This is a genomic window from Achromobacter sp. 10T422 (assembly GCF_056394065.1).
In genome coordinates, this window is record NZ_JBFTHD010000003.1 from 151,637 (window position 1) to 174,635 (window position 22,999).

The window sequence follows — 22,999 nt, forward strand, 5'->3', positions numbered from 1 at the left end:
GTGTTCTTCTTGATCTGCGGGGGCGGCGGTGGCGCCTGCCCTACATGCGGAACACGCCGAAGCGCGTGTCTTCAATTGGCGCATTCAACGCGGCCGACAACGCCAGGCCCAGCACGCGGCGCGTGTCCGCCGGGGCGATGATGCCGTCGTCCCACAGGCGCGCCGTGGCGTAATACGGATGGCCTTCGTGTTCGTACTGTTCGCGGATGGGCGCCTTGAAGGCGGCTTCTTCGTCGGCCGACCACTTGCCGCCGCGCGCTTCGATGCCATCGCGCTTGACGGTGGCCAACACGCTTGCAGCCTGCTCGCCGCCCATCACCGAGATGCGCGCGTTGGGCCACATGAACAGCATGCGCGGGGAGTAGGCGCGGCCGCACATGCCGTAGTTGCCCGCGCCAAACGAGCCGCCGATCAGCACGGTGAACTTCGGCACGGCGGCCGTTGCCACCGCCGTCACCATCTTGGCGCCGTGGCGCGCGATGCCTTCGTTTTCGTACTTGCGGCCCACCATGAAGCCGGTGATGTTCTGCAGGAACACCAGCGGAATCTTGCGCTGCGCGCACAGTTCAATGAAGTGCGCGCCCTTCTGCGCCGATTCCGAAAACAGGATGCCGTTGTTGGCGACGATGCCTACCGGCATGCCCTGGATGTGCGCAAAGCCCGTGACCAGCGTGGGGCCGAAGCGCGCTTTGAATTCGTCGAACTCGGAGCCGTCAACGATGCGCGCAATCACTTCGCGCACGTCGTAGGGCTTGCGGGTGTCGGCGGGGATGATGCCGTTCAATTCGCTGGGGTCGTAGCGCGGTTCGCGCGCGGGAATGGTCGCCAGCGGCGCGGGCTTCTTGCGGTTCAGGCGCGCCACAGCGTTGCGCGCCAGTTGCAGCGCATGCATGTCGTTGGCGGCCAGATGGTCGACCACGCCGGACAGGCGCGTGTGCACGTCGCCGCCGCCCAGGTCTTCGGCGCTGACTTCTTCGCCGGTGGCCGCTTTCACCAGCGGCGGGCCGCCCAGAAAGATGGTGCCCTGGTTCTTCACGATGATGGATTCATCGCTCATGGCGGGCACGTACGCGCCGCCCGCGGTGCACGAACCCATCACCACGGCGATCTGCGAAATGCCTTGCGCAGACATCTGCGCCTGGTTGTAGAAGATGCGGCCGAAGTGTTCGCGGTCTGGGAAGACTTCGTCTTGTTGCGGCAGGTTGGCGCCGCCCGAATCCACCAGGTAGACGCAAGGCAGATGGTTTTGCGCGGCGATTTCCTGCGCGCGCAAATGCTTCTTGACCGTCATCGGGTAGTACGTGCCGCCCTTGACGGTGGCGTCGTTGCAGACGATGACGCATTCGGTGCCCGACACGCGGCCGATGCCGGTGATGACGCCGGCGCCCGGCGCGTCGCCGTCGTACATATCGTGCGCCGCCATGGGCGACAGTTCCAGGAACGGGGTGCCCGGATCGATCAGGTTCTCGACGCGGTCGCGAGGCAACAGTTTGCCGCGCGCCACGTGCTTGGCGCGCGCGGCTTCACTGCCGCCCAGCGCGGTCTGCGCCAGTTTCTGATTCAGATCATCCAGCTGCGCCTGCATGGCGCGCGCATTGTCGGTGTAGTCCTGCGACCGCGGATTGATGCGGGATTCGATGATGGGCATGGGGTTCCACCCGTCCTGCTTGATTGGAATTTGAAGGCGCTCTGGTCGAGCGGTTTGTCTCGCTGCCCGGTGGGCCGGGCATTCTTGTCGATTGGGTTTTCGTTGCGCCTTTCCAAGCATGGCCCGCGACTCGTTGTCGCGTCCGGAAGCCACACAAGAAAGGCGCGGCGAAAAGCCAATCGGGAGACGGAGGGTGAGTCCGTCTCCCAGGCATTGCCTTAGACCATTTCGATGGCCATTGCGACGGCTTCACCGCCGCCGATGCACAGCGTGGCGACGCCGCGCTTGCCGCCAGTCTTGCGCAGCGCGCCAACCAGCGTGGCCATCAGGCGCGCGCCCGATGCGCCGATCGGGTGGCCCAGGGCGGTGGCGCCGCCGTTGACGTTGACCTTGTCGTGCGGCAGCTTGAAGTCGGTCATGGCGGCCATGGTGACCACCGCGAAGGCTTCATTGATTTCGTACAGGTCCACGTCTTCGGCCTTCCAGCCGGTCTTGGCGAACAGGTTCTTCAGCGCGCCAACCGGGGCGGTGGTGAACCAGCCCGGTTCTTGCGAGTGCTGGCTGTGCGCCACGATGCGGGCCAGCGGCTTCACGCCGAGCTTTTCGGCGGTGGACGCGCGCATCAGCACCATGGCGGCTGCGCCGTCGGAGATCGACGACGAGTTCGCGGCGGTGATGGTGCCGTCCTTCTTGAAGGCGGGCTTCAAGGTCGGGATCTTTTCCGGCATGGCCTTGGTGGGGGCTTCGTCGGTATCGATCACGGTGTCGCCCTTGCGGCCGGCGACGGTGACGGGGGCGATTTCCCACTTGAAGCTGCCATCTTCCGTGGCGGCGCGGGCGCGGCGCAGCGATTCCAGCGAGAACGCGTCTTGCTGTTCGCGCGTGAATTCGTATTTGGTGGCGCAGTCTTCGGCGAAGACGCCCATGGCCTTGCCCTTGTCGTAGGCATCTTCCAGGCCGTCCAGCGCCATGTGGTCATACACGGTGTTGTGGCCAAAGCGGTAGCCCTGGCGCGCCTTGAGCAGCAGGTACGGCGCGTTGCTCATGCTTTCCTGACCACCCGCGACGACAACTTCGGCGCTGCCGGCGGCGAGCAGGTCGTGGCCGAACATGGCTGCCTTCAGGCCCGAACCGCACACCTTGTGGATCGTGGTGCACGCCACGCCCAGCGGCAGGCCTGCGCCGAGTGCGGCTTGACGCGCGGGCGCCTGGCCCTGGCCGGCTTGCAGCACGTTGCCCATGATGACTTCATCAACTTGCTCGGGCTTGATGCCGGCGCGCTCGATGGCGGCCTTGATGGCCACCGCGCCAAGCTCATGCGCGGCCAGGCCGGACAAGCTGCCCAGCATGCCGCCCATGGGGGTGCGGGCGACGGAAACGATAACGATGGGATCTGACATGACTAGCTCCTGTGGGGGTCGGGACAGCGTCTGGGAGTCGGAACTGCGCGGGTGCCTGAAGGGCGTGCCGATCGCAGCCGTCTGTCCGTATCGTAAGGGAAAAATTCTTCAATTCGGCCTTGCGCCACCTGGGTGCGGCAGGCCTGCCACCAGTCCGGCTCCAGCAAGTCGGCATGGTGACGCATGAAGGCGCCGCGCACGCGCGCGTCGCCTAGCAGGAAGCGGCCGAATTCTTCGGGGAATACGTCGTTCGGTCCGATGGCGTACCAGGGTTCGGACGCCATTTCCGCTTCTTCGTTGGGGGCCGGCGGGATGCGCCGGAAATTCATCTCGGTCATGCGCTGGATTTCGTCGTAGTCATAAAAGACGACCCGGCCCAGCCGCGTGACGCCGAAGTTTTTGTACAGCATGTCGCCCGGGAAAATATTGGCCGCCGCCAGCTGACGGATCGCATCGCCGTATTCACGCACGGCGGGTTCCAGCAGCGCGTCGGACGCCTGGCGCAGATAGATGTTCAGCGGCGTCATCCGCCGTTCGATGTAGACGTGGCGGATGACGACGGTGTCATCCGTTTCTTCGATCAGGCTGGGCACAAGCCGCCGCAATTCATCCAGCAGCGCCGGCGCGAAACGGCTGCGCGGCAGCGCCACCTGCGAGTACTCCCAGGTATCAGCCATGCGGCCGACGCGGTCGTGCAGCTTTACCATCTGGTACTTGCGCCGCACGGTGGCGTGGTCCATGCCGTCTTTGTCGATGCGGTCCTTGATCAGCTTGAACACGTACGGGTAAGACGGCAGCGTGAACACGCACATCACCATGCCCTTGATGCCGGGCGCAATGTCGAAGGCGTCGCGCGAATGGGTCAGGTGATGCAGGAAGTCGCGGTAGAACAGTGTCTTGCCCTGCTTTTGCAGGCCGATCATGGTGTAGAGCTCGGCCTTGGGCTTGCGCGGCAACAGGCTCGCCAGGAAGTTCACCACCGCGGCGGGCGTTTCCATGTCGACCAGGAAATAGGCGCGTGTGAAGCTGAACAGCGTGCTCAGGTCATCCGCGCCCAACAGCAGCGCGTCCAGCGTCACCTGCCCTGCCGGATTGCGCGTGAGCGCCACGGCAAAGGGGTAGACGGTGGTCTGGTTGATCAGGCGGCCAACGATGTAGGCGCCCTTGTTGCGAAAGAACAGCGAGCCCAGCGCATGGATCTGACAGTCGCTGGCGATGCGCCGGCCCACATGGCGCGGCAGCAGCGTACGCAATTGCTTGACCGCGGCGCGCGCCAGCATGCGGGTGTCGCGTGGCAGGTCTTCAAACGGCAGCGCCAGGCCGAAGTCGGCCACCATGCGGATCAGGCTTTTTTCCATGCCGTCGGTGGCCGGGTAATACACCCGGTACGACGGCATGCTGCTGTCCAGATATTCCGTTGCAACGGCGGGCCGCACGAAGAGGAAATCGTTGTGGAAATAGTCGCGATGCAGCAGCCGGCACGTTACCGAATTGAAAAACGTTTCGGCGCATTCGGGCTGCTTGTGTTCGCCCAGCAGGCCCACGAATTCCTGTTTGATCTGTTGCCAGTAGGCGGTCTGGGCGTCGGTCAGGGCGGGCACGGCCGCGCCGTTGCCGTTGCTGGTGCCGTTGTGGCTGGGGATGTCGTCCAGCGCGCTCTCGGGGCGCCCGCGCAACACGCCTTCCAGTTGCGTGGCGCATTCGCGCACGCGCATGTCGTAGTACTCGATGCGTTCGCGCGACAGGTGCTGAATGCCGTGCCAGTCGCCGGATTCGAACAGCGCCTTGGCGCGCTGCGCGCTGTAGCGAAACAGCGCGTAGTGGCGATCAAAGCCCGCCAGAATCCGCCGCGCGACATCCAGCGGAGACGGCCCCGGGGCGGGGGCCGGCTCGATATGCTGGACGTCGGACAGACGGATCATGGCGGAGCGCTCGGCCGGCGGATCAGGCGGTTTCGTTGAACAGTTCGCGGCCGATCAGCATGCGGCGGATTTCGCTGGTGCCTGCGCCAATCTCGTACAGCTTGGCGTCGCGCCACAGGCGGCCCACCGGGTAGTCGTTGATGTAGCCGTTGCCGCCCAGGATCTGCACGCCCTCGCCCGCCATCCATGTGGCTTTCTCGGCGGTGTACAGGATGAGTGCGGCGCAGTCCTTGCGCATCTGGCGCACGTGTTCGGCGCCCAGCTTGTCCAGGTTCTTGCCCACTTGGTAGCAGAAGGCGCGGCTGGCTTGCAGCGTGGTGTACAGGTCGGCGACCTTGCCCTGGATCAGCTGGAATTCGCCGATGGCCTGGCCGAATTGCTTGCGGTCATGGATGTACGGCACCACCACGTCCATCACGGCCTGCATGATGCCCAGCGGGCCGCCAGACAGCACGGCGCGTTCGTAGTCCAGCCCGCTCATCAGCACCTTCACGCCGCCGTTGACCTGGCCCAGCACGTTCTCTTCGGGAATCTCGCAGTCCTGGAACACGAGCTCGCCCGTGTGGCTGCCGCGCATGCCCAGCTTGTCGAGCTTTTGCGCCACCGAGAAACCCTTGAAGCCCTTTTCGACCAGGAACGCGGTGATGCCGCGCTGGTGGGCTTCGGGGTCGGTCTTGGCGTAGACGACGAGCGTGTCGGCGTCGGGGCCGTTGGTGATCCACATCTTGGTGCCGTTCAGCACGTAGCGGTCGCCCTTTTTCTCGGCGCGCAACTTCATGCTGACGACATCCGACCCGGCGCCCGGTTCGCTCATGGCCAGCGCGCCCACGTGTTCGCCCGAGATCAGCTTGGGCAGGTACTTGGCTTTTTGCGCGGCCGTGCCGTTGCGGTTGATCTGGTTCACGCACAGGTTGGAGTGCGCGCCGTAGGACAAGCCCACCGAGGCGCTGGCGCGCGAGATTTCTTCCATCACCACCATGTGGGCCAGATAGCCCATGTTGGCGCCGCCATATTCTTCGTCGGCCGTCATGCCCAGCACGCCAAGTTCGCCAAATTTGCGCCAGAGGTCCATGGGGAACTGGTCGCTGCGATCCACTTCCGCCGCGCGCGGCGCGATCTCGGCCTGCGCAAAATTGCGCACCGCGTCGCGCAGCATGTCCAGGTCTTCGCCCAGGTCGAAGTTCAGGCCGGGAAGATTCATCGATGTCTCCGTGATAGTGGGTACTTACATTCTTATGGGCGCCTGTGGTCTGCGCCTTGTTTGCATCGCGTGGCTCATCATGCGCCGACACGGCGTCGCTGCGCAATGATGCACCGCAAATATTACGTTTACGTAAACGTAAATTGGAGTCGGGTTATCCCTAGGGAAATGCGTATTTCCCAGGGAGTAACGGTGAGTAATATCCGTCTCTGTCCCTGAAATCTGCCTCGACAAGTCGGAGTTTGCCGTGCTCGAACTATCCAATCTGGAAGAAATTGTGGCGCTGCGGCGCGATATTCACATGCACCCGGAGCTCTGCTATGAAGAGCACCGCACGGCCAAGGTGGTGGCCGATACGCTGCAAGGCTGGGGCATCGAAACGCATACCGGCATCGCCAAGACGGGCGTGGTCGGGGTGATCAAGCGTGGCACGTCGGACCGCGCCATCATGCTGCGCGCCGACATGGACGCGCTGCCCATGCAGGAAGAAAACCAGTTCGAACATCGTTCGCGCCACGACGGCAAGATGCACGGCTGTGGCCACGACGGCCACACGGCCATGCTGCTGGCCGCGGCCCAGCACTTGCAAACCGCAGGCGGCTTCGATGGCACCGTGTACCTGTGCTTCCAGCCGGCCGAAGAAGGCGGCGCGGGCGGGCGCGCGATGATCCAGGACGGCTTGTTCACGCGCTTTCCGTGCGAAGCCGTGTTCGGCATGCACAACTGGCCGGGCCTGCCCGCCGGATCGTTCGGCGTGTGCGCCGGCCCGATGATGGCGGCGGCCAACGGCTTCAAGATCACCGTCAAGGGCAAGGGCGGCCACGCCGCCGCGCCGCAAGACTGCGCCGACCCGGTGCCTGCGTTGTTCGCCATCGGCCAGTCGCTGCAAACCATCCTGACCCGCAGCAAGCGCCCCTTGGATGCGGCCGTGCTGTCGATCACGCAGGTGCAGGCCGGTGGCACCGTCATCAACGTCATCCCCAACACGGCGTGGCTGGGCGGTTCGGTGCGCGCGTACAGCACCGATGTGGTGGACCTGATCGAACGCCGCATGAAGGAAATCGCCAGCAACATCGCGGCCGCGCACGGCTGCGAGGCCGATGTGTTCTTCGAGCGCCGCTACCCGGCGCTGGTCAACACGGTGGCCGAGACCGAGTTCTGCATGAACGTCATGCGTGACGTCGTGGGCGATGAGCGCGCGCTGACAATCGAACCCGCCATGGCCTCGGAAGATTTCGCTTTTCTGTTGCAGGAAAAGCCCGGCTGCTATGTGTTCCTGGGTAACGGCGATGGCGAGCACCGCATGGCCGGCCACGGCCTGGGCCCGTGCATGCTGCACAACGCCAGCTATGACTTCAATGATTCTTTGATTCCGGCGGGCGCGTCGTACTGGGTTCGCCTGGCGCAACGCTACCTTGCGGCCTGAGCGCCGCGCCCGCTTGATGGGCTTCACCGCTACACGGATTACGTTCGACGCTTTACCCACCGCAGTGCTACGCAACATCACTAGGACGATATGAAAAAGAAGACATTGCTGATCAAGGCCGCGGGGGCGGCCCTGGCAATCATGGCAAGCGGCGCGATGGCCCAGCAAAGCTGGCCCGCCAAGCCTGTGACGCTGGTCGTGCCCTACACCGCCGGCGGCAGCGCCGATGCGATCGGGCGCCGCCTGGGCGACGCGTTGCGCAAGGAAGCCAACGTGACCGTGATCGTTGAAAACAAGCCGGGCGCGGGCGCGTCTGTGGGTACGGACTTTGTGGCTCGCGCGCAGCCGGACGGCACCACGCTGCTGTTGGCGTCCACCAGCCCGCTGACCATCTTCCCGCATCTGGCCAAGACCAACTACGACCCGATGAAGGACCTGACGCCGGTGGCCAGCGTGGCCGTGGCGCCGGTGGCGATCGTTGCCACCAAGTCGTTGCCGGTGAAGGATTTCGCGGGGCTGGTCGAGTACGCCAAGTCGCATCCGGAAGGGGTGCGTTATGGCACCCCGGGCCAAGGCACCGTGGCCCACATCGGCATGGCCGCTGTCACCACGCAGACCGGCACCAAGATGCTGCACGTGCCGTATCGCGGCAACAGCCAGGCGCTGACCGATGGCTTGGGCGGCGTGATTGAACTGCTGGTGGTCAATAGCGATGTGGTGTTGCCGCATGTGGCCAATGGCGCATTGAAGCCGTTGGCCGTGATGGCGCCGCAACGTCTGGCCGCCTGGCCCGACGTGCCGACGATGGCCGAATTGAAGATGCCGCAAGCGCAGTACTACTCGAACTTTGGCGTGTTCGCGCCGGCCAACCTGCCGCCGGCTGTGTCGCAGCCGCTGCAAGCGGCGTTGACCAAGGCCGTTGCCAGCGCCGAATTCCAGGACTTGCTGGCGAAGTCGTACCTGCAACCGGGTACGGCATCGGGCGATGCGTTCGTCAAGCAAGTGCAGGCGGAATTCACGAACAACGCCCGCATCATCAAGGAAGGCAATATCAAGGCTGAGTAAGCCTGGGTTCAATCGTGCCGATTGCGTAAGCGTCCCCGTGTTGGGCCTACGGCTTTAAGGCCTCCAGCGTGGGGCGCTTACGCGATTTTTGTGGCGCACCCCGATCATCCACGGGCAGCGGCGCCACCCGATACCGCATTCGGGCCAATGAATCTGCTTTGGTGATCCGCGCGATGTGCGCGCATTGCGCACACCAATGCCCGGCCCGGATCGACGCGAATGGCGCATACCAATCGTGCCCGCGATGGCATAGCCAATGCAGCTTCTTGGTGGTGTTTACATAGCTGGATGACAGGCATTGCCCGCCGCGTTCGCGCGCTGCGTGATGCGCCGCTTCGATGCCCAGGCGCTTGTTGACGTTCGCACACACGCCGCACCAACTTCCCAACAGTATCTTGCCGCCCGTTGTCAGCCATTCATGGCCTTCCGTGCAACGGAATCGGTAGCGCACGCCCAGCCCGTGATACGCGTCCGACAAACAGGCGCCGCCACGTTCGGCGGCCTTGCGTTGCAGGCGTTCCAGGCCGTCCGGATGCCGATACCCTTCAACCTTGCGCAGCCGCGCGCATTCCGGGCACCAGGTGCGCCGCAGGACATCGGCGCCGGGGGCGTTCCATTCATGGCCCGCGCCACAGCGAAAGCGGAACACGCGTTGCCCGCGAGGGCTTGCCGTGTCCAGGCAGACGCCGCCGCGCGCCGCTGCCGTTTGATGAATACGGGTCAGCAGATCGTCGCGCCTGCGCCGGTAGCCGGCATCGCGTCCGCAGACGGGGCAACCGGTACGATCCAGCGCCTTGTTGCCGTTGCGGGTCCAGCGGTGACCGGCCTGGCATTGGAAGCGATGCGGCCTGTCCCAGCCGAGCCAGTGCGATTCCAGGCATTGCACGCCGGCCTCTTGCGACAAGGCGCGCAAGCGGGTGAAGTTTGCTTCTGCCGTACAGACGGGGCATTTGGTCTCGCGCGCGCGGCCAAACGTTTGCAAGGTGCGGTCAAAGCGGTGCCCTGCGCGGCATTGAAAACGGTACATCGCAGACAAGCCGCGCCAGTCGCTATCCAGGCACTCAAAGCCTGCGGCGTCGGCGGTTGCGCGAAGCTGCGGCTGGCGGTCAAGAATGGGGTGAGGACGGCTCTTGTGCATGGAGCCGATCTTGCCTTCCCGCCGTGCGCAAAGATATTGGATGAATCCGATTTTGGGTCGGAACTATCAACGCCGATCGCGGTGACGCCACGCGGGCGGCCGCGCGCTTGATCAACGGCCGATGCAGGCCCGAAGGTTTACGCGCTGCGCGGCCCGAACATGATGACGAGCATGCCCGCGATGCACAGGCCCACGCCAACCCAATCGCTGATGCTGGGCCGCACGCCGTCTACCGCCCACAGCCACAGCAGCGCCATGCCGATGTACACACCGCCATACGCCGCGTAGACGCGGCCCGAAGCGGTGGGATGCAAGGTCAGCAGCCACGCGAACAGCGCCAGACTGATGGCGGCAGGCGCCAGCAGCCAGATGGAATGGCCCTTGCGCAGCCACAGATAAGGCAGATAGCAGCCGATGATTTCGGCCAGCGCGGTCAGGACGAACAGCGCAACGGTTTGCAGGGCGGCCATGATGCGGCCCTTACGGCTTTTGCGCCAGCAGCACGCGGCATTCGCGTTCCTGCTGTGCAATCTCTTGCAAGGTGTCTTCGATGTCGCGGCGTTGTTGTTCGAGCGTGGCGCGATGCTGTTCCAGTACGCTCAGGTACTGACGCAGCTGCACTTCGGTATCGCCCGGCCCGTCGTACATGTCGATCAGGGTCAGGATTTCGGACAGTTGCAGCMCCAGCCGCTTGCCGCGCAGCGCCAGCTTCAGGCGCGTGCGGTCGCGCGGACCGAAAATGCGGTTGCGGCCCTCGCGCGCCGGGCTGACGATCCCCTGGTCTTCGTAGAAGCGGATCGTGCGGGGCGTGACGTCGAACTCGCGGGCGAGTTCAGAGATGGTCCAGGTTGACGAGGGCATGCGACGTGTGGCAGTTTACGTAAACGTAAATTATGATGACTTGACGTGAACGTCAAGCGTGGAGCGAGAGGCAATGAACCCCAACGAACAGAAATTGCAGTATCCCTGGGCGGACTTCCAGCCCGAAGCCGGCCATGCCCATGTGGTGACGGAGGGCGTCAAATGGATTCGGATGCCGCTGCCGTTCGCGCTGGATCATATCAACCTCTGGCTGCTGCGCGACAACATCGACGGCCGCGACGGCTGGACGATTGTTGACTGTGGCATCTCGCGCGACGAGGTCAAGTCGTTGTGGGAAGACGTTTTCAAGAACGAACTGGAAGGGCTGCCGGTGTTGCGTGTGCTGGTCACGCACATGCATCCTGACCACATCGGCCTGGCCCATTGGCTGTGCGAGCGCTGGGACGCACAGCTGTGGATGACGATGACGGACTTCATGGTGGCGTCGTTGTGGTCGTCGCGCCGCAATGAGGCCGGCGGCGGCCCAGGCGGCCAATCGGCGGTGGCGCATTTCGCCCGCCATGGCCTGACCGACCCGGACGCGCAGGAGCAAATCCGCCAGCGCGCCAACTACTACCCGAACCTGGTGCCCGCCGTGCCTGCGCGCTACACGCGCATCATGCACGGCGATCAGGTCCGCATCGGCGGCCGCGATTGGCGCGTGATTGTCGGCTACGGCCATGCGCCGGAACATGCGTCGCTGCACTCGCCCGGCCTGAACGTGCTGATCTCTGGCGACATGGTGTTGCCGCGCATCTCGACCAACGTCAGCGTGTTCGATTACGAACCCGACGCCAATCCCCTGCCCTTGTATCTGCGGTCGCTGGATGGCTATGACGGCTTGCCGGATGACACGCTGGTGCTGCCGTCGCATGGCCGGCCGTTCACCGGTTTGCACGAGCGCATCGCGCAACAGCACGAGCATCACCGTGACCGGCTGGCGGAAGTGCTGGAAGCATGCACGGTGCAGCCGCAGTCCACGTCCGACATCGTGCCCGTGCTATTCAAGCGCAAGCTGGATCTGCATCAGCTGACCTTCGCCATGGGCGAGGCGCTGGCGCATCTGCACGCGCTGTATTTCGAAGGCAAGCTGAAACGCGCGACCGGGGCGGATGGCATCGTGCGCTTCACGGCGGCGTGATCGGCCACTCACACCGCCGCGCTGATGGGGGCTTTGCGGCCCCTCTTAGCGCGTCGCGGTGGCCAGCCTGACGGCCAGGCCCACAAACACCAGCGCGGCGATGCGGTTCAGCCAACGCTTGGCCGTCACCGAGCGTTGCAGCAGTTCGCCGAACGCGCCCGAGAAAAATGCGATGGCGCCGAACACCAGCAACGTCGACACCATGAACACCGCGCCCAGCTGCATGACCTGCACGCCGACGGGGCCAAGCGCGGGGGTGGTGAACTGCGGCAGAAACGCGAAGAAGAACAGCAGCACCTTGGGGTTCGTCAGGTTCATGACGATGCCGCGCCGGTACAGCGCGCCGGGCTTGAGCGGTTCGGGCCGCTTGCCATCTTCCGCTTCGACGGGCGCGCGCAAAATCTGCCACGCCAGATACGCAAGATACGCAGCCCCCGCCAGCTTCAGCGCTGTGAACGCCATGGGCGACGCGGCGAACACCGCCGCCAAACCCAGCGCCACGGCCGCCGTGTGACCCAACAGGCCGGTGCACAGGCCCAGCACCACCAGCATGCCCGCCTTGCGTCCCCAGATAGCCGATTGCATCAGCACGAACAGATTGTCCGGCCCGGGCGTCAGGGCCAACAGGACGGCAATGCCGAAAAAAGCGATCAAGGTATCAAGGGGCAGCATGGGATTTCGCCTGGTGCGGGTGGGTTCCGGTCAGCCGGAGAATGGCATCATAAGGGCAAAATCCACGCCGTCCACCCCGCACCACCGGACATACAAGGAGAGAGAGACTCGCCATGACGACTCATGCTGCAAGCGCTGACACAACCCCTGGCGCAAACCCTGACGCCAGTCTTGACCCTAACCTTCACTCAAAGCTCGATGCAAGCGCTGACGCAACAGCCCAGCCGGCCGGTGGCGACGCCGCGCTCGAAGCGTGGATGTTGACCCGGCACAGCTGCCGCGCGTTCCTGCCCGCGCCTGTGCCACGCGGCGTCATTGAACGGATTCTGACCCTGGCCCAGCGCACGGCGTCGTGGTGCAACTGCCAGCCCTGGCAGGTGGCGATTACCGAAGGCGCAGGCACTGATCGTTTACGGGCGGCGCTTACCGCACGAGCCGAACACGCCGGCTTCACGCCCGACTTCCCCTTCCCCCGCGAGTACCGCAACGAATACCTGGCCCGCCGCCGCGAGTCGGGCTTTCAGCTGTACGGTGCGGTGGGCGTGGCGCGCGGCGACCGCGATGCCTACCGCCAGCAAGAGATGCGCAACTTCCAATTGTTCGACGCGCCGCACGTGGCCATCATCACCACCGACGAGGCGTTGGGCGAATACGGCGCGATGGACTGCGGCGGGTACGTCGCCAACTTCCTGCTGGCGGCCCAGGCCAATGGCGTGGCCACCGTGGCTCAGGCGTCGCTGGCGATGTACCCCGAAGTGCTGCGCGACGTGCTGGGCATTGCGCCCGGCCGGCGCGTGGTCTGCGGCATTTCCTTTGGCTATGCCGATACCGCGCATCCCGCCAACAGCTACCGCACCCGGCGCGCCGAGCTGCCGGAAACCGTCAACTGGGTCACGAGTTAGGGACAGGGGCTAGGGACAGGCGCCCGCCCGCCTGATAAGGTTCACCCTATTCGCCCCTATTCGCTCCTATTCGCCCCGATTCGGCCTTGTTCACACTACCGCATTCCTTCAGCAGATGACTTCCAAACACATCGATACGGTTTTGCAGCACGCGGGCACCGCCCCGTTCAACCCCGAGACCGGCACCGCGCCCGTGCCGCTGCCGCCGATGCGCGCCAGCACCGTGCGTTTCGAGAACCTGGCCGCGCTGGAACAGGCGCAGCGCAGCAAGGCCGCTGGCGGCCGCGCCACCACCTACGGCCGCATGGGCATGGACACCCACGCCGCGCTGGAGGAAGTCTTCACGCAGCTGGAAGGCGGCACGCATTGCTATCTGGCGTCGTCGGGCCTGTCGGCCATGACGATGGTGATGATGGCGTTGTGCTCGGCGGGTGACCACGCGCTGATTTCCGATTGCGTGTACGGCCCGATGCGTGAGCTGGACGACGCGGTGCTCAAGCGCATGAACATCGACATCACGTACTTCTCAACCAGTGATGACCTGGAATCGCTGGTGCAGCCGAACACGAAGCTGTTGTACGTGGAGTCGCCGGGTTCGCTGTTGTTTGAAATGCTGGACATGGGCGCGATGGCGGCCTTTGCCGACGCGCACGGCCTGGTGCTGGCGACTGACAACACCTGGGGCTCCGGCTACATCTACCGCCCGCTGACGTTGGGCGCGCAGGTGTCCGTCATTGCAGGCACGAAGTACGTGGGCGGCCACTCCGACCTGATGCTGGGCGCGGTGGTGACCAACGACGAGGCCATCGCCAAGAAGCTCAACCGCACGCAGTACGCGATGGGGTATTCCATCAGCGCGGACGACGCGTGGCTGGCGCTGCGCGGGGTGCGCACGATGCCGATCCGCATGGCGCAGCACGCGCGCCATGCGCTGCAAGTGTGCGAGTTCTTCAAGAGCCGCCCCGAGACCGTGCGCTTGTTCCATCCGGCCTGGCCGGCCGACCCCGGCCATGCGCTGTGGAAGCGTGATTGTTCCGGCTCCAACGGCATGCTGTCGGTTGAGCTGCGCCTGTCGCCCGCGGCCGCGCGCGCCTTCGTGGACGCGCTGACCTTGTTTGGCATCGGCTTTTCCTGGGGCGGCTACGAAAGCCTGGTGCAGCTCGTATCGCCCAAGGACTTGTCCCATCACCGCTATTGGGGCGAAGGCGACAACGCGTTGGTGCGCTTGCACATCGGATTGGAATCGCCGGAAGACATCATCGCGGATCTGACGCAGGCGCTGGAAAAGGCGGCGGCGGTCAGCGAGTAAGCGCTGGGGTCTGAAGACGCCGCGCCAAATTTTGGGTTGCGGCGCGGCGGGTTCAGACTGCCGCGCTGCGTATCCACGCGCCGATGCGCGCGGCGATGTCATCGCTGTTGTCGTCCATCATCGGCATGTGGGAATTGCCCGCAATGCCCTGGTCGGCCAGCCGCCACGTATCCACCCGCGCACCATGCCGGGCAAGTGATTCGGCGTAGTCCTGCCCGCTTGCGCACAGGCGCTGCCATAGCGGCGTGGCATCCAGATAGTCGCCATAGACAAACAGGAACGGTTTGCCCGCCACGGCGGCGGCCGTGACGTCGCCCGAAAACCCCGACGGCTCGATGCCGATCACGCCACGCACCAGATCGGGCCGTGCATGCAGCGCCCGGTACGCCACTTCGCCGCCGTGGCTGTGCGCCAGCACCAGGCATGGGCCGATGCGGTCCAGCACGGCGCAGAAACCGTGCAGGGCCGCATCGTTGTTGCCCAGCCAGCGCGGCACGGCATGCCGGATGAAATCATCGAACGCATCAACCGGAAAACGTTGCCCCGCGAACGCGCGGCGCAACGCGTAGTCTTCGGCGCGGCCAAAGCGAAACAACGACCAGCTTTCTTCGGCGGTGCGGATGATGGGCGGTTCGGGCCAGACCTGCTCAAACGGCGCCCAGCCGGCGCGGCCGCGCTCAACGTTGTCCACCACATACACCGCATGGCCCTGGCGCAGAAAATGCTGCGTCCAGCCGGGGCGTCCGTCAGGCGTCTGTTCCCACATTGCGCCCGTCATGCCGCCGCCATGCAGCAGCACGATGGGCAAGGGATGCGTCAGGCGCGACGGAATGAAGTACTGCACGTACGCCTGTTCGAAGTGGTAGAGCCCGTTCGGGTCGTAGGCCAGCGACGCGCTTTTCGTGAACGCAATCTCGCGCTGCGGCAGCCCGGCAATGCGCACCGGTCTGCCGCCCGCGTAGAAGCTGCCGAAATCAGCGAGCGAGAGGGGTTGCTGCCCTGGTTGCTGCCCCGGCCGTTGCCCCCCCGGTTGATGCGCCTGTTTGGTCATTTCTTGACCAGGGGGCATTGGCTTTCCGCGAGCGGCCACGCCAGCGTGTCGCCGGGGATGTTGCGCACGATGTTGTAGTAGTCCCAAGGCGCTTTGGATTGCGCGGGCGTCTTCACCTGCGCCAGCATCATGTCGCGCACCACCAGGCCGTCTTCACGGATGTGGGCATTCAAGCTGAACGGGTCGTCGATGGGCAGCGATTTCATCTTCGCCATCACCGCGTCGGCATCCGCCGTGCCGGCCGCTTTCACGGCTTGCAGGTAGTGGCGCACCGAGCTGTACACACCCGCCTGCAAGAAGGTGGGCGGACGGCCGACGCGCGCTTCGAACTTCTTGGTGAAGGCGCGCGTGCCGTCATTCATGTCCCAGTACGACGGCACGGTCAAATACGTTTTCTGCGCCGCTTGCAGGCCCAGGCTGTGCACGTCCGTGATCAAGAGCAGCATGGCCGCAAGCTGCTGCGTGCCGCCAATGCCGAATTCCGCCGCCTGCTTGATGGCGGAAATTGTGTCGCCGCCCGCGTTGGCAATGGCGATGATCTGCGCCTTGGAGCCTTGGGCCTGAAGCAGGAAGGACGCAAAGTCCGACGCGTTCAACGGATGGAAAACGGTGCCTACGACTTCGCCGCCGTTGGCTTTGACGACGGCTTCGGTGTCGGCCGCCAACTGTTTGCCGAAGGCGTAGTCGGACGCCAGGATGAACCAGCGCTTGTTGCCTTCATTGACGACGGCGGTGGCCGTGCCGCGCGACAAGGCGTAGGTGGTGTACGTCCATTGCACGCCGTAGGGCGAGCACTGCGCTTGCGACAGCGCAGTGGTGCCAGGGCTGGAGAACAGCACCAGCTTTTTCTTTTCGCGCGCAATGCCCTGCACGGCCAGCGCGACGGACGAGTTGGGCACGTCCACCACGACGTCAACGCCGTCGGTGTCGTACCACTTGCGGACCATGCTGCTGCCGATGTCGGGGCGGTGTTGATGGTCGCCCGAAACCAGCGAAATCGGCTTGCCCAACACCGTGCCGCCCACTTCTTCGATGGCCAGCCGGGCGGCTTCCACCGACCCCTTGCCCGTGGCGTCGGCGGTGACGCCCGCCATGTCCGTCAGGACCCCGATCTTCACGCCGTCGGCCGTGCTGGCGTGCGTGGTGAAGGCGCCGAGCGCCAAGCTGAGGCCCAGCCCAAGGCTCAATGCCGCGCGTGCGCGCAGAGATTGCGATGTCATTTGTCTTCCACCCGTTTTATGCCGTCGTTGCGGCGAATTTTGTGGTGAAAGTTTAGCGCTGCCCCCGCGCCGGAGCGCAGCACTTTCTTAACGATTTCCCAAAAGAAAACGCCCCGGCCAGATTGGCCGAGGCGCTTTGCGGTGATGCGGAGGACGCGGATTACTTGTTGCGCGCCATCGGGATCAGTTGGTTCACTTCCTTCAGGGCGCCTTCGTAGCTGTTGCCCGCCATGACCGGGGACGTCATGAACTTGCCGCCGACGGCAAACGACGGCGTGCCGTCGATGCGGTAGGCGTCGGCCAGCTGGGTGGCGCGCTGCACTTGTGTTTGCACGCTGAACGAATCGAAGATCGAATCGAACTTGGCGCGGTCCACGCCTTGCGAAGCCGCCCAGTCGCCCATGGCCTTCTTGTCGAACAGGCGCTTGTGTTCACCGTGGATGGCGGTGAAGAACTTGGCGTGCAGGTCGGGGCGTTCCAGAGCCAGGAACGTGTAGTAGACCTGTTGCAGCGGCTTCATGCCGGCGTTGAAGGCGATCGGCACTTGCTTGAGCACGACGTCAGACGGGGCGGTCTTGGCCCAGTCTTCAACCATGGGTTCCATGGCGGCGCAATGCGGGCAGGTGTAGGCGAAGAATTCCAGCACTTCCACTTTGCCCGGGGTATCCGAGGGCAGCGGCGGGTTGATCGCCACATAGGCTTGCGTGCCTTGAGCGTGGCTGACCGGGCTGAAGAACGCGGTGGCCGTCAGTGCGGCCGCGGCCAGGATACGAACAATCTTGGGGGACAGCATGGATGAGAGGTTCCTGAGTAAAAAGTTACAGACAGGTTCAAACGCGGATAAGTTCAATCGAAAAAATGGCGCCAGAGTGCATTACGGGCGCATTACTGGCGCACCACGGCGGTTTCAATCTTGTTCTCGCCCAATCGGCCGCGGGCGCGATTCATGTCGTCCAGGCGCGCAAACGGACCCACCCGGACCCGGTTGATCGGCTTACCGTTCACTTCCGCCTTTTGCACATTCACGGGCAGCCCCAGCAGCAGGATGCGGGCGCGGAGCGATTCCGCGTCGTTTTCGCCACGGAAGGCGCCGGCTTGCAGGAAGTACGTGCCGGTGGCGGCGGACGCCGTGGCCGTAGCGGGCGCAGCGGCTTTAGGCGCGGGTGTTGCCGCGGGCTTGGAGATCGGCGTGGGGGCCTGGCTGGGCGCCATGGCGACCGCCGCGGGAGCTGTGGCCTGCGGTTTGGCGGTCGACGGCAAGGTGGCGATCAGCGCGCCCAGGTCGTCCAGCCGTGACGGTGTTTCGTCCGGCTTGGCCGCGCCCGTGCCGGCGCCAGGTAAGGGCGCAGGCGCCGTGGCGGTGGGGCCGGTAGGCGGCGCACCCGCCGCGCCGTCGCGGCCGTACAGGCCCGCGTTGGGGTCCGGCGCCTGCCGGGGGTCGGGCAGCTTGCCCGTGTCGCCCTGACGGCTGGCGCGGTCCACGAAGGGCACCGGGGCCTTGGTGACATAAAAGGCCACGACGGCGGCCACGATCAGACCGATGAGCAGGCCGGCGAGCGCCCCGTACAGGGTGCTGCCGCTTTCGCCAGAGGAACGGCGGGTGGGTTTGCGCTTGGTTGCCATGAACCGATGTTACATCCGCTCGGGGGCGGACACGCCCAGCAGCTCCAGGCCGTTGGCCAGCACCTGCCGCGTCGTGGCGGCCAGGCGCAGGCGGGCCAGCTTCAGGGCGACGTCGTCGACCAGCACGCGTTCGGCGCTGTACCAGGCGTGGAAGTCCGACGCGCAGTCACGCAGCCAGAAGGCAATGTGGTGCGGCGACAGGTCCTGGGCGGCCAACGCCACCACGTGCGGGAATTCGGCCAGACGCTGCATCAGCGCGAATTCCGACGGCGCGGTCAGCACGGACACGTCGGCGGCGGCCACATCGGCCGCGGGCATGCCGGCGTTGTTGATCATCGTGCAGATGCGCGCGTGGGCGTACTGGATGTAATAGACCGGGTTTTCGTCGCTCTTGGACAAGGCCAGGTCCACGTCGAACACGAATTCGGTGTCGGCGCGGCGCTGGATCAGGAAGTAGCGCACGGCGTCGCGGCCCACCCAGTCGATCAGGTCGCGCATGGTGACGTAGCTGCCGGCGCGCTTGGAGATCTTGACCTCTTCGCCGCCGCGCATCACCTTGACCATCTTGTGCAGCACGTAAGACGGGTAGTCCTTCGGGATGCCCTCGTTCAGCGCTTGCAGGCCGGCGCGCACGCGGGCCACGGTGCCGTGGTGGTCGCTGCCCTGGATGTTGACGGCGCGGTGGAAGCCGCGTTCCCACTTGGCCTTGTGATAGGCCACGTCAGGCACGAAGTAGGTGTAGCCGCCTTCGCTCTTGCGCATCACGCGGTCTTTGTCGTCGCCCGTACCCAATTCGGTGGTGCGCAGCCACAGCGCGCCGCCCTCTTCATAGGTATGGCCGCCGGCGATCAGCGCGTTGACCGTGGCTTCGACGCGGCCCGACGTGTACAGCGAGCTTTCCAGGTAGTAGTTGTCGAACTTCAGGCCGAACGCTTGCAAGTCCAGGTCTTGTTCGCGGCGCAGATAGGCCACGGCGAAGGCGCGGATGTCGTCCAGGCTGTCGATGTTGCCGGTGGCGGTGACGGGCTGGCCGTCGGACGCCTGGAGGGTCTTGCCGGCCTGGAAGTCGCGGGCGATGTCGACGATGTAGTCGCCCTTGTAGCCGTCGGCCGGCCATTCGGGGGAGTCGGTCGTCAGGCCGCGGGCGCGCGCTTGCACGCTGATGGCCAGGTTTTCGATCTGGTTGCCGGCGTCGTTGTAATAGAACTCGCGGGTCACGTCCCAGCCGCTGGCGTCGTACAGGCGGCACAGGGCGTCGCCCAGCGCAGCCTGGCGGGCATGGCCCACGTGCAGCGGGCCGGTGGGGTTGGCCGACACGAATTCGACCAGGATCTTCTCGCCGCTGCGCGCGGCGCGGCCAAAGCTTGCACCCTGCTCGGCGACCGTCGCAATGACGGCCTGACGGGCGGCGGCGGTGATACGCAGGTTGATGAAGCCGGGGCCGGCGATTTCAGCGCTGTCGACCAGATCACGGGCGCCGGGGGCGGCCATCAGCGCGTCAACGATGGCCTGGGCCAGTTCGCGCGGGTTGCGTCCTGCGGGCTTGGCCAGCTGCATGGCCACGTTGGTGGCGACGTCGCCGTGGGCGGCGACCTTGGGGCGCTCCAGCAGCACGTTGGGCTGGGCGTCGGGAAGGCTCTGCGCAACGGCGGCCTGGATCAGGGAGATAAGCTGTTTTTGTTGCTCGGGGAGCATGGGCGTCTGGAGAAGTTCTGGGTGAGTGACCGATGCGGAGATCTGGCGGGGATCAAGCGGACGCGGTCCGGGCCGGCAATGTCACGGGAATCATGCTGAATGATAGTTGATTTGGCGGGCCAATCGGCAGCCAACGGGCGTCAAACCGTCCGGCAAGCGTTCGCCGGGCCGCCGGAACTGTCAATAAAATCAAACCTCTAGCCCGGGGCGACGGCGCCCTGGCGGCGGGCGCTTCGGGGCCAGTTGGCATCCCCCGGGCGTTGCGGTAGTGTATGTAACGTACTCAATGAGGGAGACCGCAATATGCTGATTACCTTTCACTCCAAGGCGGTTGCCGAGGTGCTGATGCTGTCCGACCACGCCGGTCCCATTCTGCAGGCTGCGGGCAAGTCCATCGGTGACAAGATTCCCGAGCGCGGCGTTTTCACCGTCGACCAGCTGGGCCCCGCCATCGCAGGCATCGAACGCGCCATCGAAATCGCCGAACACCCCGCCGACGAAGACGACGAGGACAAGGCGCCCCGCTCCCCCATGGCCCGCGCAGTCGGCATGAAGGAACGCGCCTTCCCCTTGCTGGACATGATGCGGCAATCCCAAGCCGCCAATGTCGAGGTCACCTGGGAGGCGTCACGCGGCTGGTAGGCAATGTCGCCGGGCAGACAATCTGACCGGCTTTTTTTGCCTACCCTTTCGGCCTGACGCCTTTTCAAGGAATTCCCTATGCGCAGCGACATCACCATTGTTTTTGACCCCCGGCGTTCGCTGGACCTGACCGCCACCGTGGAAACGTCTCCGCAACGCCAAGCCCAAGCGCGCGACTGGTTCGACGGCGCCTGGGAAACCCTGGGCTGCGAACCTCTGCGGCCCAGCGGCAAGGTGCTGTTGCTGGACAAGGTGCTGGGCGTGGCCGACGCCCTGGGCTACGACACCCTGTCCACCGACGAAAAAGAAGCGCGTGAGTTCGCAGAGAACCTGGCGCTGGCGCTGGAGCGACCGCGCATCACGGTGGACTTGCCGGGGCTGACGGTCGGCTATTGACCCGCCACGGCTACCTGATTCCCGCCCGCATGAACGATTGCACGAACTGCCGCTGGAACAGCAGGAAGGCGATCAGCAAGGGGGCGGCCGACATCAGCGTGGCCGCGGTAATCACCGACCAATCGATACCCTGATCGGTCGATGAGAACACCTGCAACCCCACCGTCAGCGGCCGGGACTCCACGGAGTTTGTGATGATCAGCGGCCACAGGAAGTTGTTCCAGTGGTGGCTGACCGACACCAGCCCATAGGCCACGTAGATCGGCTTGGCCAGCGGCACGTACACCTTCCACAGAATCTGCATGGCGTTCGCGCCTTCCATGCGCGCGGCTTCTTCAAGCTCGCGCGGCACCGTCTTGAACGTCTGGCGCAAGAGGAAGATGCCAAAGGCCGACGCAAAGTACGGCAGGCCGATCGCGAACACCGTATCGCGAATGCCCAGCTGGCTCATCGACCGGTAGTTCTCCACCAGCAGCACGTCCGGCATGATCATCAGCTGCAACAGCACCAGCATGAAGACGAAATCGCGGCCGCGAAACTCGAAGCGCGCGAACGCGTAGCCGGCCAGCGTGGACAGCACCAGTTGCGCCGCCAGCACCATCGTGACAAGCAGGAAGGTGTTCAGGAAGTAGCGCGGAAACGGCGCGGCCTGCCAGGCGCGGGCGAAGTTATCGAGCGTCAGCGGGGCGAACAGTTCAAAGCGGGTCGCATAGGCCGGCGGGTGGAACGCCGCCCACATGGCGTAGGCCAGCGGCAGAATCCACAACAGGCCCAGCGCCCACGCGCCCAGGGTATCGAGCTTGTCTTTCATTGATAGTGCGTCCTGCGATCCAGCCAGCGGAACTTGATGAGCGCGGTCAGCGCCAGCACCACCAGCAACACGACGGTCAGCGTGGCGGCGTAAGCCGTGTCCCAGAAACTGAAACCCACCTGGTAGATGTAATACAGCAGCAAGGTGCTGGCGTTGTCCGGCCCGCCGCGCGTCATGACGACCACGTGGTCCACCAGACGGAACGCGTTGATCAGCGCATTGATCAGCACGAAGAGCGTGGTGGGCATCAGCAGCGGCCACAGGATGCGGCGGAAATACTGCCAGCGCGATGCGCCTTCCAGCATGGCGGCCTCGCGCAGCGACGGCGACACCGTTTGCAAGGCGGCCAGGTAGAAGATCATGAAGAAGCCCGACTCCTTCCACACCGTCACCAGCATCAGCGCCGGCAGCGCCGTGTCGCGGTTACCCAGCCAGTTGGGGCCGGGCGAACCGAACCAGCCCATCACCTGCGCGATCAGCCCGTACTGCGGCGTGTAGAAGAACAGCCAGATGTTGGCCACCGCCACCATCGGCAGCACCGTCGGCGTGAAGTACGCCATGCGCAAAAAGCCGCGCCCGCGCAGATTGCGGTTTACCCACAGCGCCATGATCAGCGCAATGCCGATTGACGTGGGGATCGTGCCCAGCGCAAACCACAGGTTGTTCCACAGCGACTGCCAGAACACCGGATCGTCACGCATGACGGCATAGTTATCCAGGCCCACAAAGCGCGCCGGGCGCGCGCCTTTGGGCGTGGAGAAAAAGCTGTGCCAGAGCGTCGCCACCGCCGGGTAATGCGTGAACGCGGCGAGCAGCACGATGGCTGGCAGCAACAGCAGCCAGCCATAAAGCGCATTCAAAGAGCGGCTCATCGTG

Annotated in this window: 22 protein-coding genes; 7 read left to right on the forward strand and 15 right to left on the reverse strand. The window is 64.9% G+C overall.

Annotation, left to right across the window (positions count from 1 at the left end; genetic code table 11):
• Nucleotides 1-40: 40 nt before the first annotated feature.
• From AC1DB0_RS08345 to AC1DB0_RS08360, 4 genes are all read right to left on the reverse strand, one after another.
• The gene (locus AC1DB0_RS08345; RefSeq protein WP_476757345.1) at nucleotides 41-1,648 is read right to left on the reverse strand and encodes a carboxyl transferase domain-containing protein; all 1,608 of its coding nucleotides are present in this window, start codon (nucleotides 1,646-1,648) and stop codon (nucleotides 41-43) included.
• A 218-nt stretch (nucleotides 1,649-1,866) separates the two neighbouring features.
• The gene (locus AC1DB0_RS08350; protein ID WP_054420981.1) at nucleotides 1,867-3,048 is read right to left on the reverse strand and encodes an acetyl-CoA C-acetyltransferase; all 1,182 of its coding nucleotides are present in this window, start codon (nucleotides 3,046-3,048) and stop codon (nucleotides 1,867-1,869) included.
• A gap of 2 nt (nucleotides 3,049-3,050) precedes the next feature.
• The gene (aceK, locus tag AC1DB0_RS08355; RefSeq protein WP_441372632.1) at nucleotides 3,051-4,970 is read right to left on the reverse strand and encodes a bifunctional isocitrate dehydrogenase kinase/phosphatase; all 1,920 of its coding nucleotides are present in this window, start codon (nucleotides 4,968-4,970) and stop codon (nucleotides 3,051-3,053) included.
• Nucleotides 4,971-4,992: 22 nt separating this feature from the next.
• Entirely contained in the window at nucleotides 4,993-6,171 is a 1,179-nt protein-coding gene (locus AC1DB0_RS08360) for an isovaleryl-CoA dehydrogenase (RefSeq protein WP_476757346.1), read from the reverse strand.
• 247 nt (nucleotides 6,172-6,418) lie between these two features.
• Between AC1DB0_RS08360 and AC1DB0_RS08365 the strand changes: the two genes are divergently transcribed.
• Nucleotides 6,419-7,597, forward strand: a complete 1,179-nt coding sequence (locus AC1DB0_RS08365; protein ID WP_054420984.1) for a M20 aminoacylase family protein — start codon at nucleotides 6,419-6,421, stop codon at nucleotides 7,595-7,597.
• A 90-nt stretch (nucleotides 7,598-7,687) separates the two neighbouring features.
• Complete coding sequence (locus tag AC1DB0_RS08370; protein ID WP_054420985.1) at nucleotides 7,688-8,662, forward strand: Bug family tripartite tricarboxylate transporter substrate binding protein; 975 nt, start codon at nucleotides 7,688-7,690, stop codon at nucleotides 8,660-8,662.
• Nucleotides 8,663-8,708: 46 nt separating this feature from the next.
• Here AC1DB0_RS08370 and AC1DB0_RS08375 read toward each other — a convergent pair whose 3' ends face one another.
• The 3 genes from AC1DB0_RS08375 to AC1DB0_RS08385 form a co-directional block, all read right to left on the reverse strand.
• A complete protein-coding gene (locus AC1DB0_RS08375) occupies nucleotides 8,709-9,800 on the reverse strand; it encodes an FmdB family zinc ribbon protein (RefSeq protein WP_175170492.1) in 1,092 nt (363 codons plus the stop codon).
• Nucleotides 9,801-9,937: 137 nt separating this feature from the next.
• Complete coding sequence (locus tag AC1DB0_RS08380) at nucleotides 9,938-10,270, reverse strand: YnfA family protein (RefSeq protein WP_175170493.1); 333 nt, start codon at nucleotides 10,268-10,270, stop codon at nucleotides 9,938-9,940.
• Nucleotides 10,271-10,280: 10 nt separating this feature from the next.
• Nucleotides 10,281-10,661 carry a MerR family transcriptional regulator gene (locus AC1DB0_RS08385; protein WP_476758640.1) on the reverse strand — a complete coding sequence of 127 codons (381 nt, stop codon included), beginning with the start codon at nucleotides 10,659-10,661 and terminating at the stop codon, nucleotides 10,281-10,283.
• Nucleotides 10,662-10,734: 73 nt separating this feature from the next.
• On the opposite strand from AC1DB0_RS08385, the gene AC1DB0_RS08390 reads away from it, so the two are divergent.
• The gene (locus AC1DB0_RS08390) at nucleotides 10,735-11,802 is read left to right on the forward strand and encodes an MBL fold metallo-hydrolase (protein ID WP_054420988.1); all 1,068 of its coding nucleotides are present in this window, start codon (nucleotides 10,735-10,737) and stop codon (nucleotides 11,800-11,802) included.
• Nucleotides 11,803-11,847: 45 nt separating this feature from the next.
• Here AC1DB0_RS08390 and AC1DB0_RS08395 read toward each other — a convergent pair whose 3' ends face one another.
• Nucleotides 11,848-12,474: a LysE family translocator gene (locus tag AC1DB0_RS08395; protein WP_054420989.1), complete on the reverse strand. Its 627-nt coding sequence runs from the start codon at nucleotides 12,472-12,474 to the stop codon at nucleotides 11,848-11,850.
• A gap of 257 nt (nucleotides 12,475-12,731) precedes the next feature.
• Here AC1DB0_RS08395 and AC1DB0_RS08400 point away from each other — a divergent pair, with 257 nt between their 5' ends.
• Nucleotides 12,732-13,376: a nitroreductase gene (locus tag AC1DB0_RS08400; protein ID WP_476757347.1), complete on the forward strand. Its 645-nt coding sequence runs from the start codon at nucleotides 12,732-12,734 to the stop codon at nucleotides 13,374-13,376.
• A 115-nt stretch (nucleotides 13,377-13,491) separates the two neighbouring features.
• Nucleotides 13,492-14,685 (forward strand): cystathionine beta-lyase, encoded by a 1,194-nt coding sequence (metC, locus tag AC1DB0_RS08405; RefSeq protein WP_476757348.1) that lies wholly within the window; start codon nucleotides 13,492-13,494, stop codon nucleotides 14,683-14,685.
• 52 nt (nucleotides 14,686-14,737) lie between these two features.
• Here metC and AC1DB0_RS08410 read toward each other — a convergent pair whose 3' ends face one another.
• From AC1DB0_RS08410 to argS, 5 genes are all read right to left on the reverse strand, one after another.
• Entirely contained in the window at nucleotides 14,738-15,754 is a 1,017-nt protein-coding gene (locus tag AC1DB0_RS08410; RefSeq protein WP_425286144.1) for an alpha/beta hydrolase, read from the reverse strand.
• Complete coding sequence (locus tag AC1DB0_RS08415) at nucleotides 15,733-16,956, reverse strand: ABC transporter substrate-binding protein (protein WP_054420993.1); 1,224 nt, start codon at nucleotides 16,954-16,956, stop codon at nucleotides 15,733-15,735. The genes AC1DB0_RS08410 and AC1DB0_RS08415 overlap by 22 nt, the downstream gene beginning before the upstream one ends.
• 160 nt (nucleotides 16,957-17,116) lie before the next feature.
• Nucleotides 17,117-17,749 (reverse strand): thiol:disulfide interchange protein DsbA/DsbL, encoded by a 633-nt coding sequence (locus tag AC1DB0_RS08420; protein ID WP_054420994.1) that lies wholly within the window; start codon nucleotides 17,747-17,749, stop codon nucleotides 17,117-17,119.
• Between the two features lie 92 nt (nucleotides 17,750-17,841).
• Entirely contained in the window at nucleotides 17,842-18,579 is a 738-nt protein-coding gene (locus tag AC1DB0_RS08425; protein ID WP_054420995.1) for an SPOR domain-containing protein, read from the reverse strand.
• Between the two features lie 9 nt (nucleotides 18,580-18,588).
• A complete protein-coding gene (gene argS / locus AC1DB0_RS08430) occupies nucleotides 18,589-20,274 on the reverse strand; it encodes an arginine--tRNA ligase (protein ID WP_054420996.1) in 1,686 nt (561 codons plus the stop codon).
• Nucleotides 20,275-20,577: 303 nt separating this feature from the next.
• Here argS and AC1DB0_RS08435 point away from each other — a divergent pair, with 303 nt between their 5' ends.
• Nucleotides 20,578-20,916, forward strand: coding sequence for a DUF1840 domain-containing protein (locus tag AC1DB0_RS08435; RefSeq protein ID WP_054420997.1), 339 nt, complete (start codon nucleotides 20,578-20,580; stop codon nucleotides 20,914-20,916).
• A gap of 78 nt (nucleotides 20,917-20,994) precedes the next feature.
• Nucleotides 20,995-21,312: a hypothetical protein gene (locus tag AC1DB0_RS08440; RefSeq protein ID WP_054420998.1), complete on the forward strand. Its 318-nt coding sequence runs from the start codon at nucleotides 20,995-20,997 to the stop codon at nucleotides 21,310-21,312.
• A 10-nt stretch (nucleotides 21,313-21,322) separates the two neighbouring features.
• Here the strand turns inward: AC1DB0_RS08440 and AC1DB0_RS08445 are convergent, their stop codons facing one another.
• Both AC1DB0_RS08445 and AC1DB0_RS08450 read right to left on the reverse strand, forming a co-directional pair.
• Nucleotides 21,323-22,123, reverse strand: a complete 801-nt coding sequence (locus AC1DB0_RS08445; RefSeq protein ID WP_006224480.1) for a carbohydrate ABC transporter permease — start codon at nucleotides 22,121-22,123, stop codon at nucleotides 21,323-21,325.
• Nucleotides 22,120-22,995, reverse strand: a complete 876-nt coding sequence (locus tag AC1DB0_RS08450; RefSeq protein ID WP_054420999.1) for a carbohydrate ABC transporter permease — start codon at nucleotides 22,993-22,995, stop codon at nucleotides 22,120-22,122. Before AC1DB0_RS08450 ends, AC1DB0_RS08445 begins: the two co-directional genes overlap by 4 nt.
• Between the last annotated feature and the right edge of the window lie 4 nt (nucleotides 22,996-22,999).

Coding starts and splice junctions, on each gene's coding strand:
- AC1DB0_RS08450 (WP_054420999.1), bottom strand. CDS start 22,995: ATGAGCCGCTCTTTGAATGCGCTTTATGGCTGGCTGCTGTTGCTGCCA.
- argS (WP_054420996.1), bottom strand. CDS start 20,274: ATGCTCCCCGAGCAACAAAAACAGCTTATCTCCCTGATCCAGGCCGCC.
- AC1DB0_RS08445 (WP_006224480.1), bottom strand. CDS start 22,123: ATGAAAGACAAGCTCGATACCCTGGGCGCGTGGGCGCTGGGCCTGTTG.
- AC1DB0_RS08360 (WP_476757346.1), bottom strand. CDS start 6,171: ATGAATCTTCCCGGCCTGAACTTCGACCTGGGCGAAGACCTGGACATG.
- aceK (WP_441372632.1), bottom strand. CDS start 4,970: ATGATCCGTCTGTCCGACGTCCAGCATATCGAGCCGGCCCCCGCCCCG.
- AC1DB0_RS08375 (WP_175170492.1), bottom strand. CDS start 9,800: ATGCACAAGAGCCGTCCTCACCCCATTCTTGACCGCCAGCCGCAGCTT.
- AC1DB0_RS08415 (WP_054420993.1), bottom strand. CDS start 16,956: ATGACATCGCAATCTCTGCGCGCACGCGCGGCATTGAGCCTTGGGCTG.
- AC1DB0_RS08390 (WP_054420988.1), top strand. CDS start 10,735: ATGAACCCCAACGAACAGAAATTGCAGTATCCCTGGGCGGACTTCCAG.
- AC1DB0_RS08410 (WP_425286144.1), bottom strand. CDS start 15,754: ATGCCCCCTGGTCAAGAAATGACCAAACAGGCGCATCAACCGGGGGGG.
- AC1DB0_RS08400 (WP_476757347.1), top strand. CDS start 12,732: ATGTTGACCCGGCACAGCTGCCGCGCGTTCCTGCCCGCGCCTGTGCCA.
- AC1DB0_RS08395 (WP_054420989.1), bottom strand. CDS start 12,474: ATGCTGCCCCTTGATACCTTGATCGCTTTTTTCGGCATTGCCGTCCTG.
- AC1DB0_RS08370 (WP_054420985.1), top strand. CDS start 7,688: ATGAAAAAGAAGACATTGCTGATCAAGGCCGCGGGGGCGGCCCTGGCA.
- AC1DB0_RS08420 (WP_054420994.1), bottom strand. CDS start 17,749: ATGCTGTCCCCCAAGATTGTTCGTATCCTGGCCGCGGCCGCACTGACG.
- AC1DB0_RS08345 (WP_476757345.1), bottom strand. CDS start 1,648: ATGCCCATCATCGAATCCCGCATCAATCCGCGGTCGCAGGACTACACC.
- AC1DB0_RS08440 (WP_054420998.1), top strand. CDS start 20,995: ATGCGCAGCGACATCACCATTGTTTTTGACCCCCGGCGTTCGCTGGAC.
- metC (WP_476757348.1), top strand. CDS start 13,492: ATGACTTCCAAACACATCGATACGGTTTTGCAGCACGCGGGCACCGCC.
- AC1DB0_RS08350 (WP_054420981.1), bottom strand. CDS start 3,048: ATGTCAGATCCCATCGTTATCGTTTCCGTCGCCCGCACCCCCATGGGC.
- AC1DB0_RS08380 (WP_175170493.1), bottom strand. CDS start 10,270: ATGGCCGCCCTGCAAACCGTTGCGCTGTTCGTCCTGACCGCGCTGGCC.
- AC1DB0_RS08435 (WP_054420997.1), top strand. CDS start 20,578: ATGCTGATTACCTTTCACTCCAAGGCGGTTGCCGAGGTGCTGATGCTG.
- AC1DB0_RS08425 (WP_054420995.1), bottom strand. CDS start 18,579: ATGGCAACCAAGCGCAAACCCACCCGCCGTTCCTCTGGCGAAAGCGGC.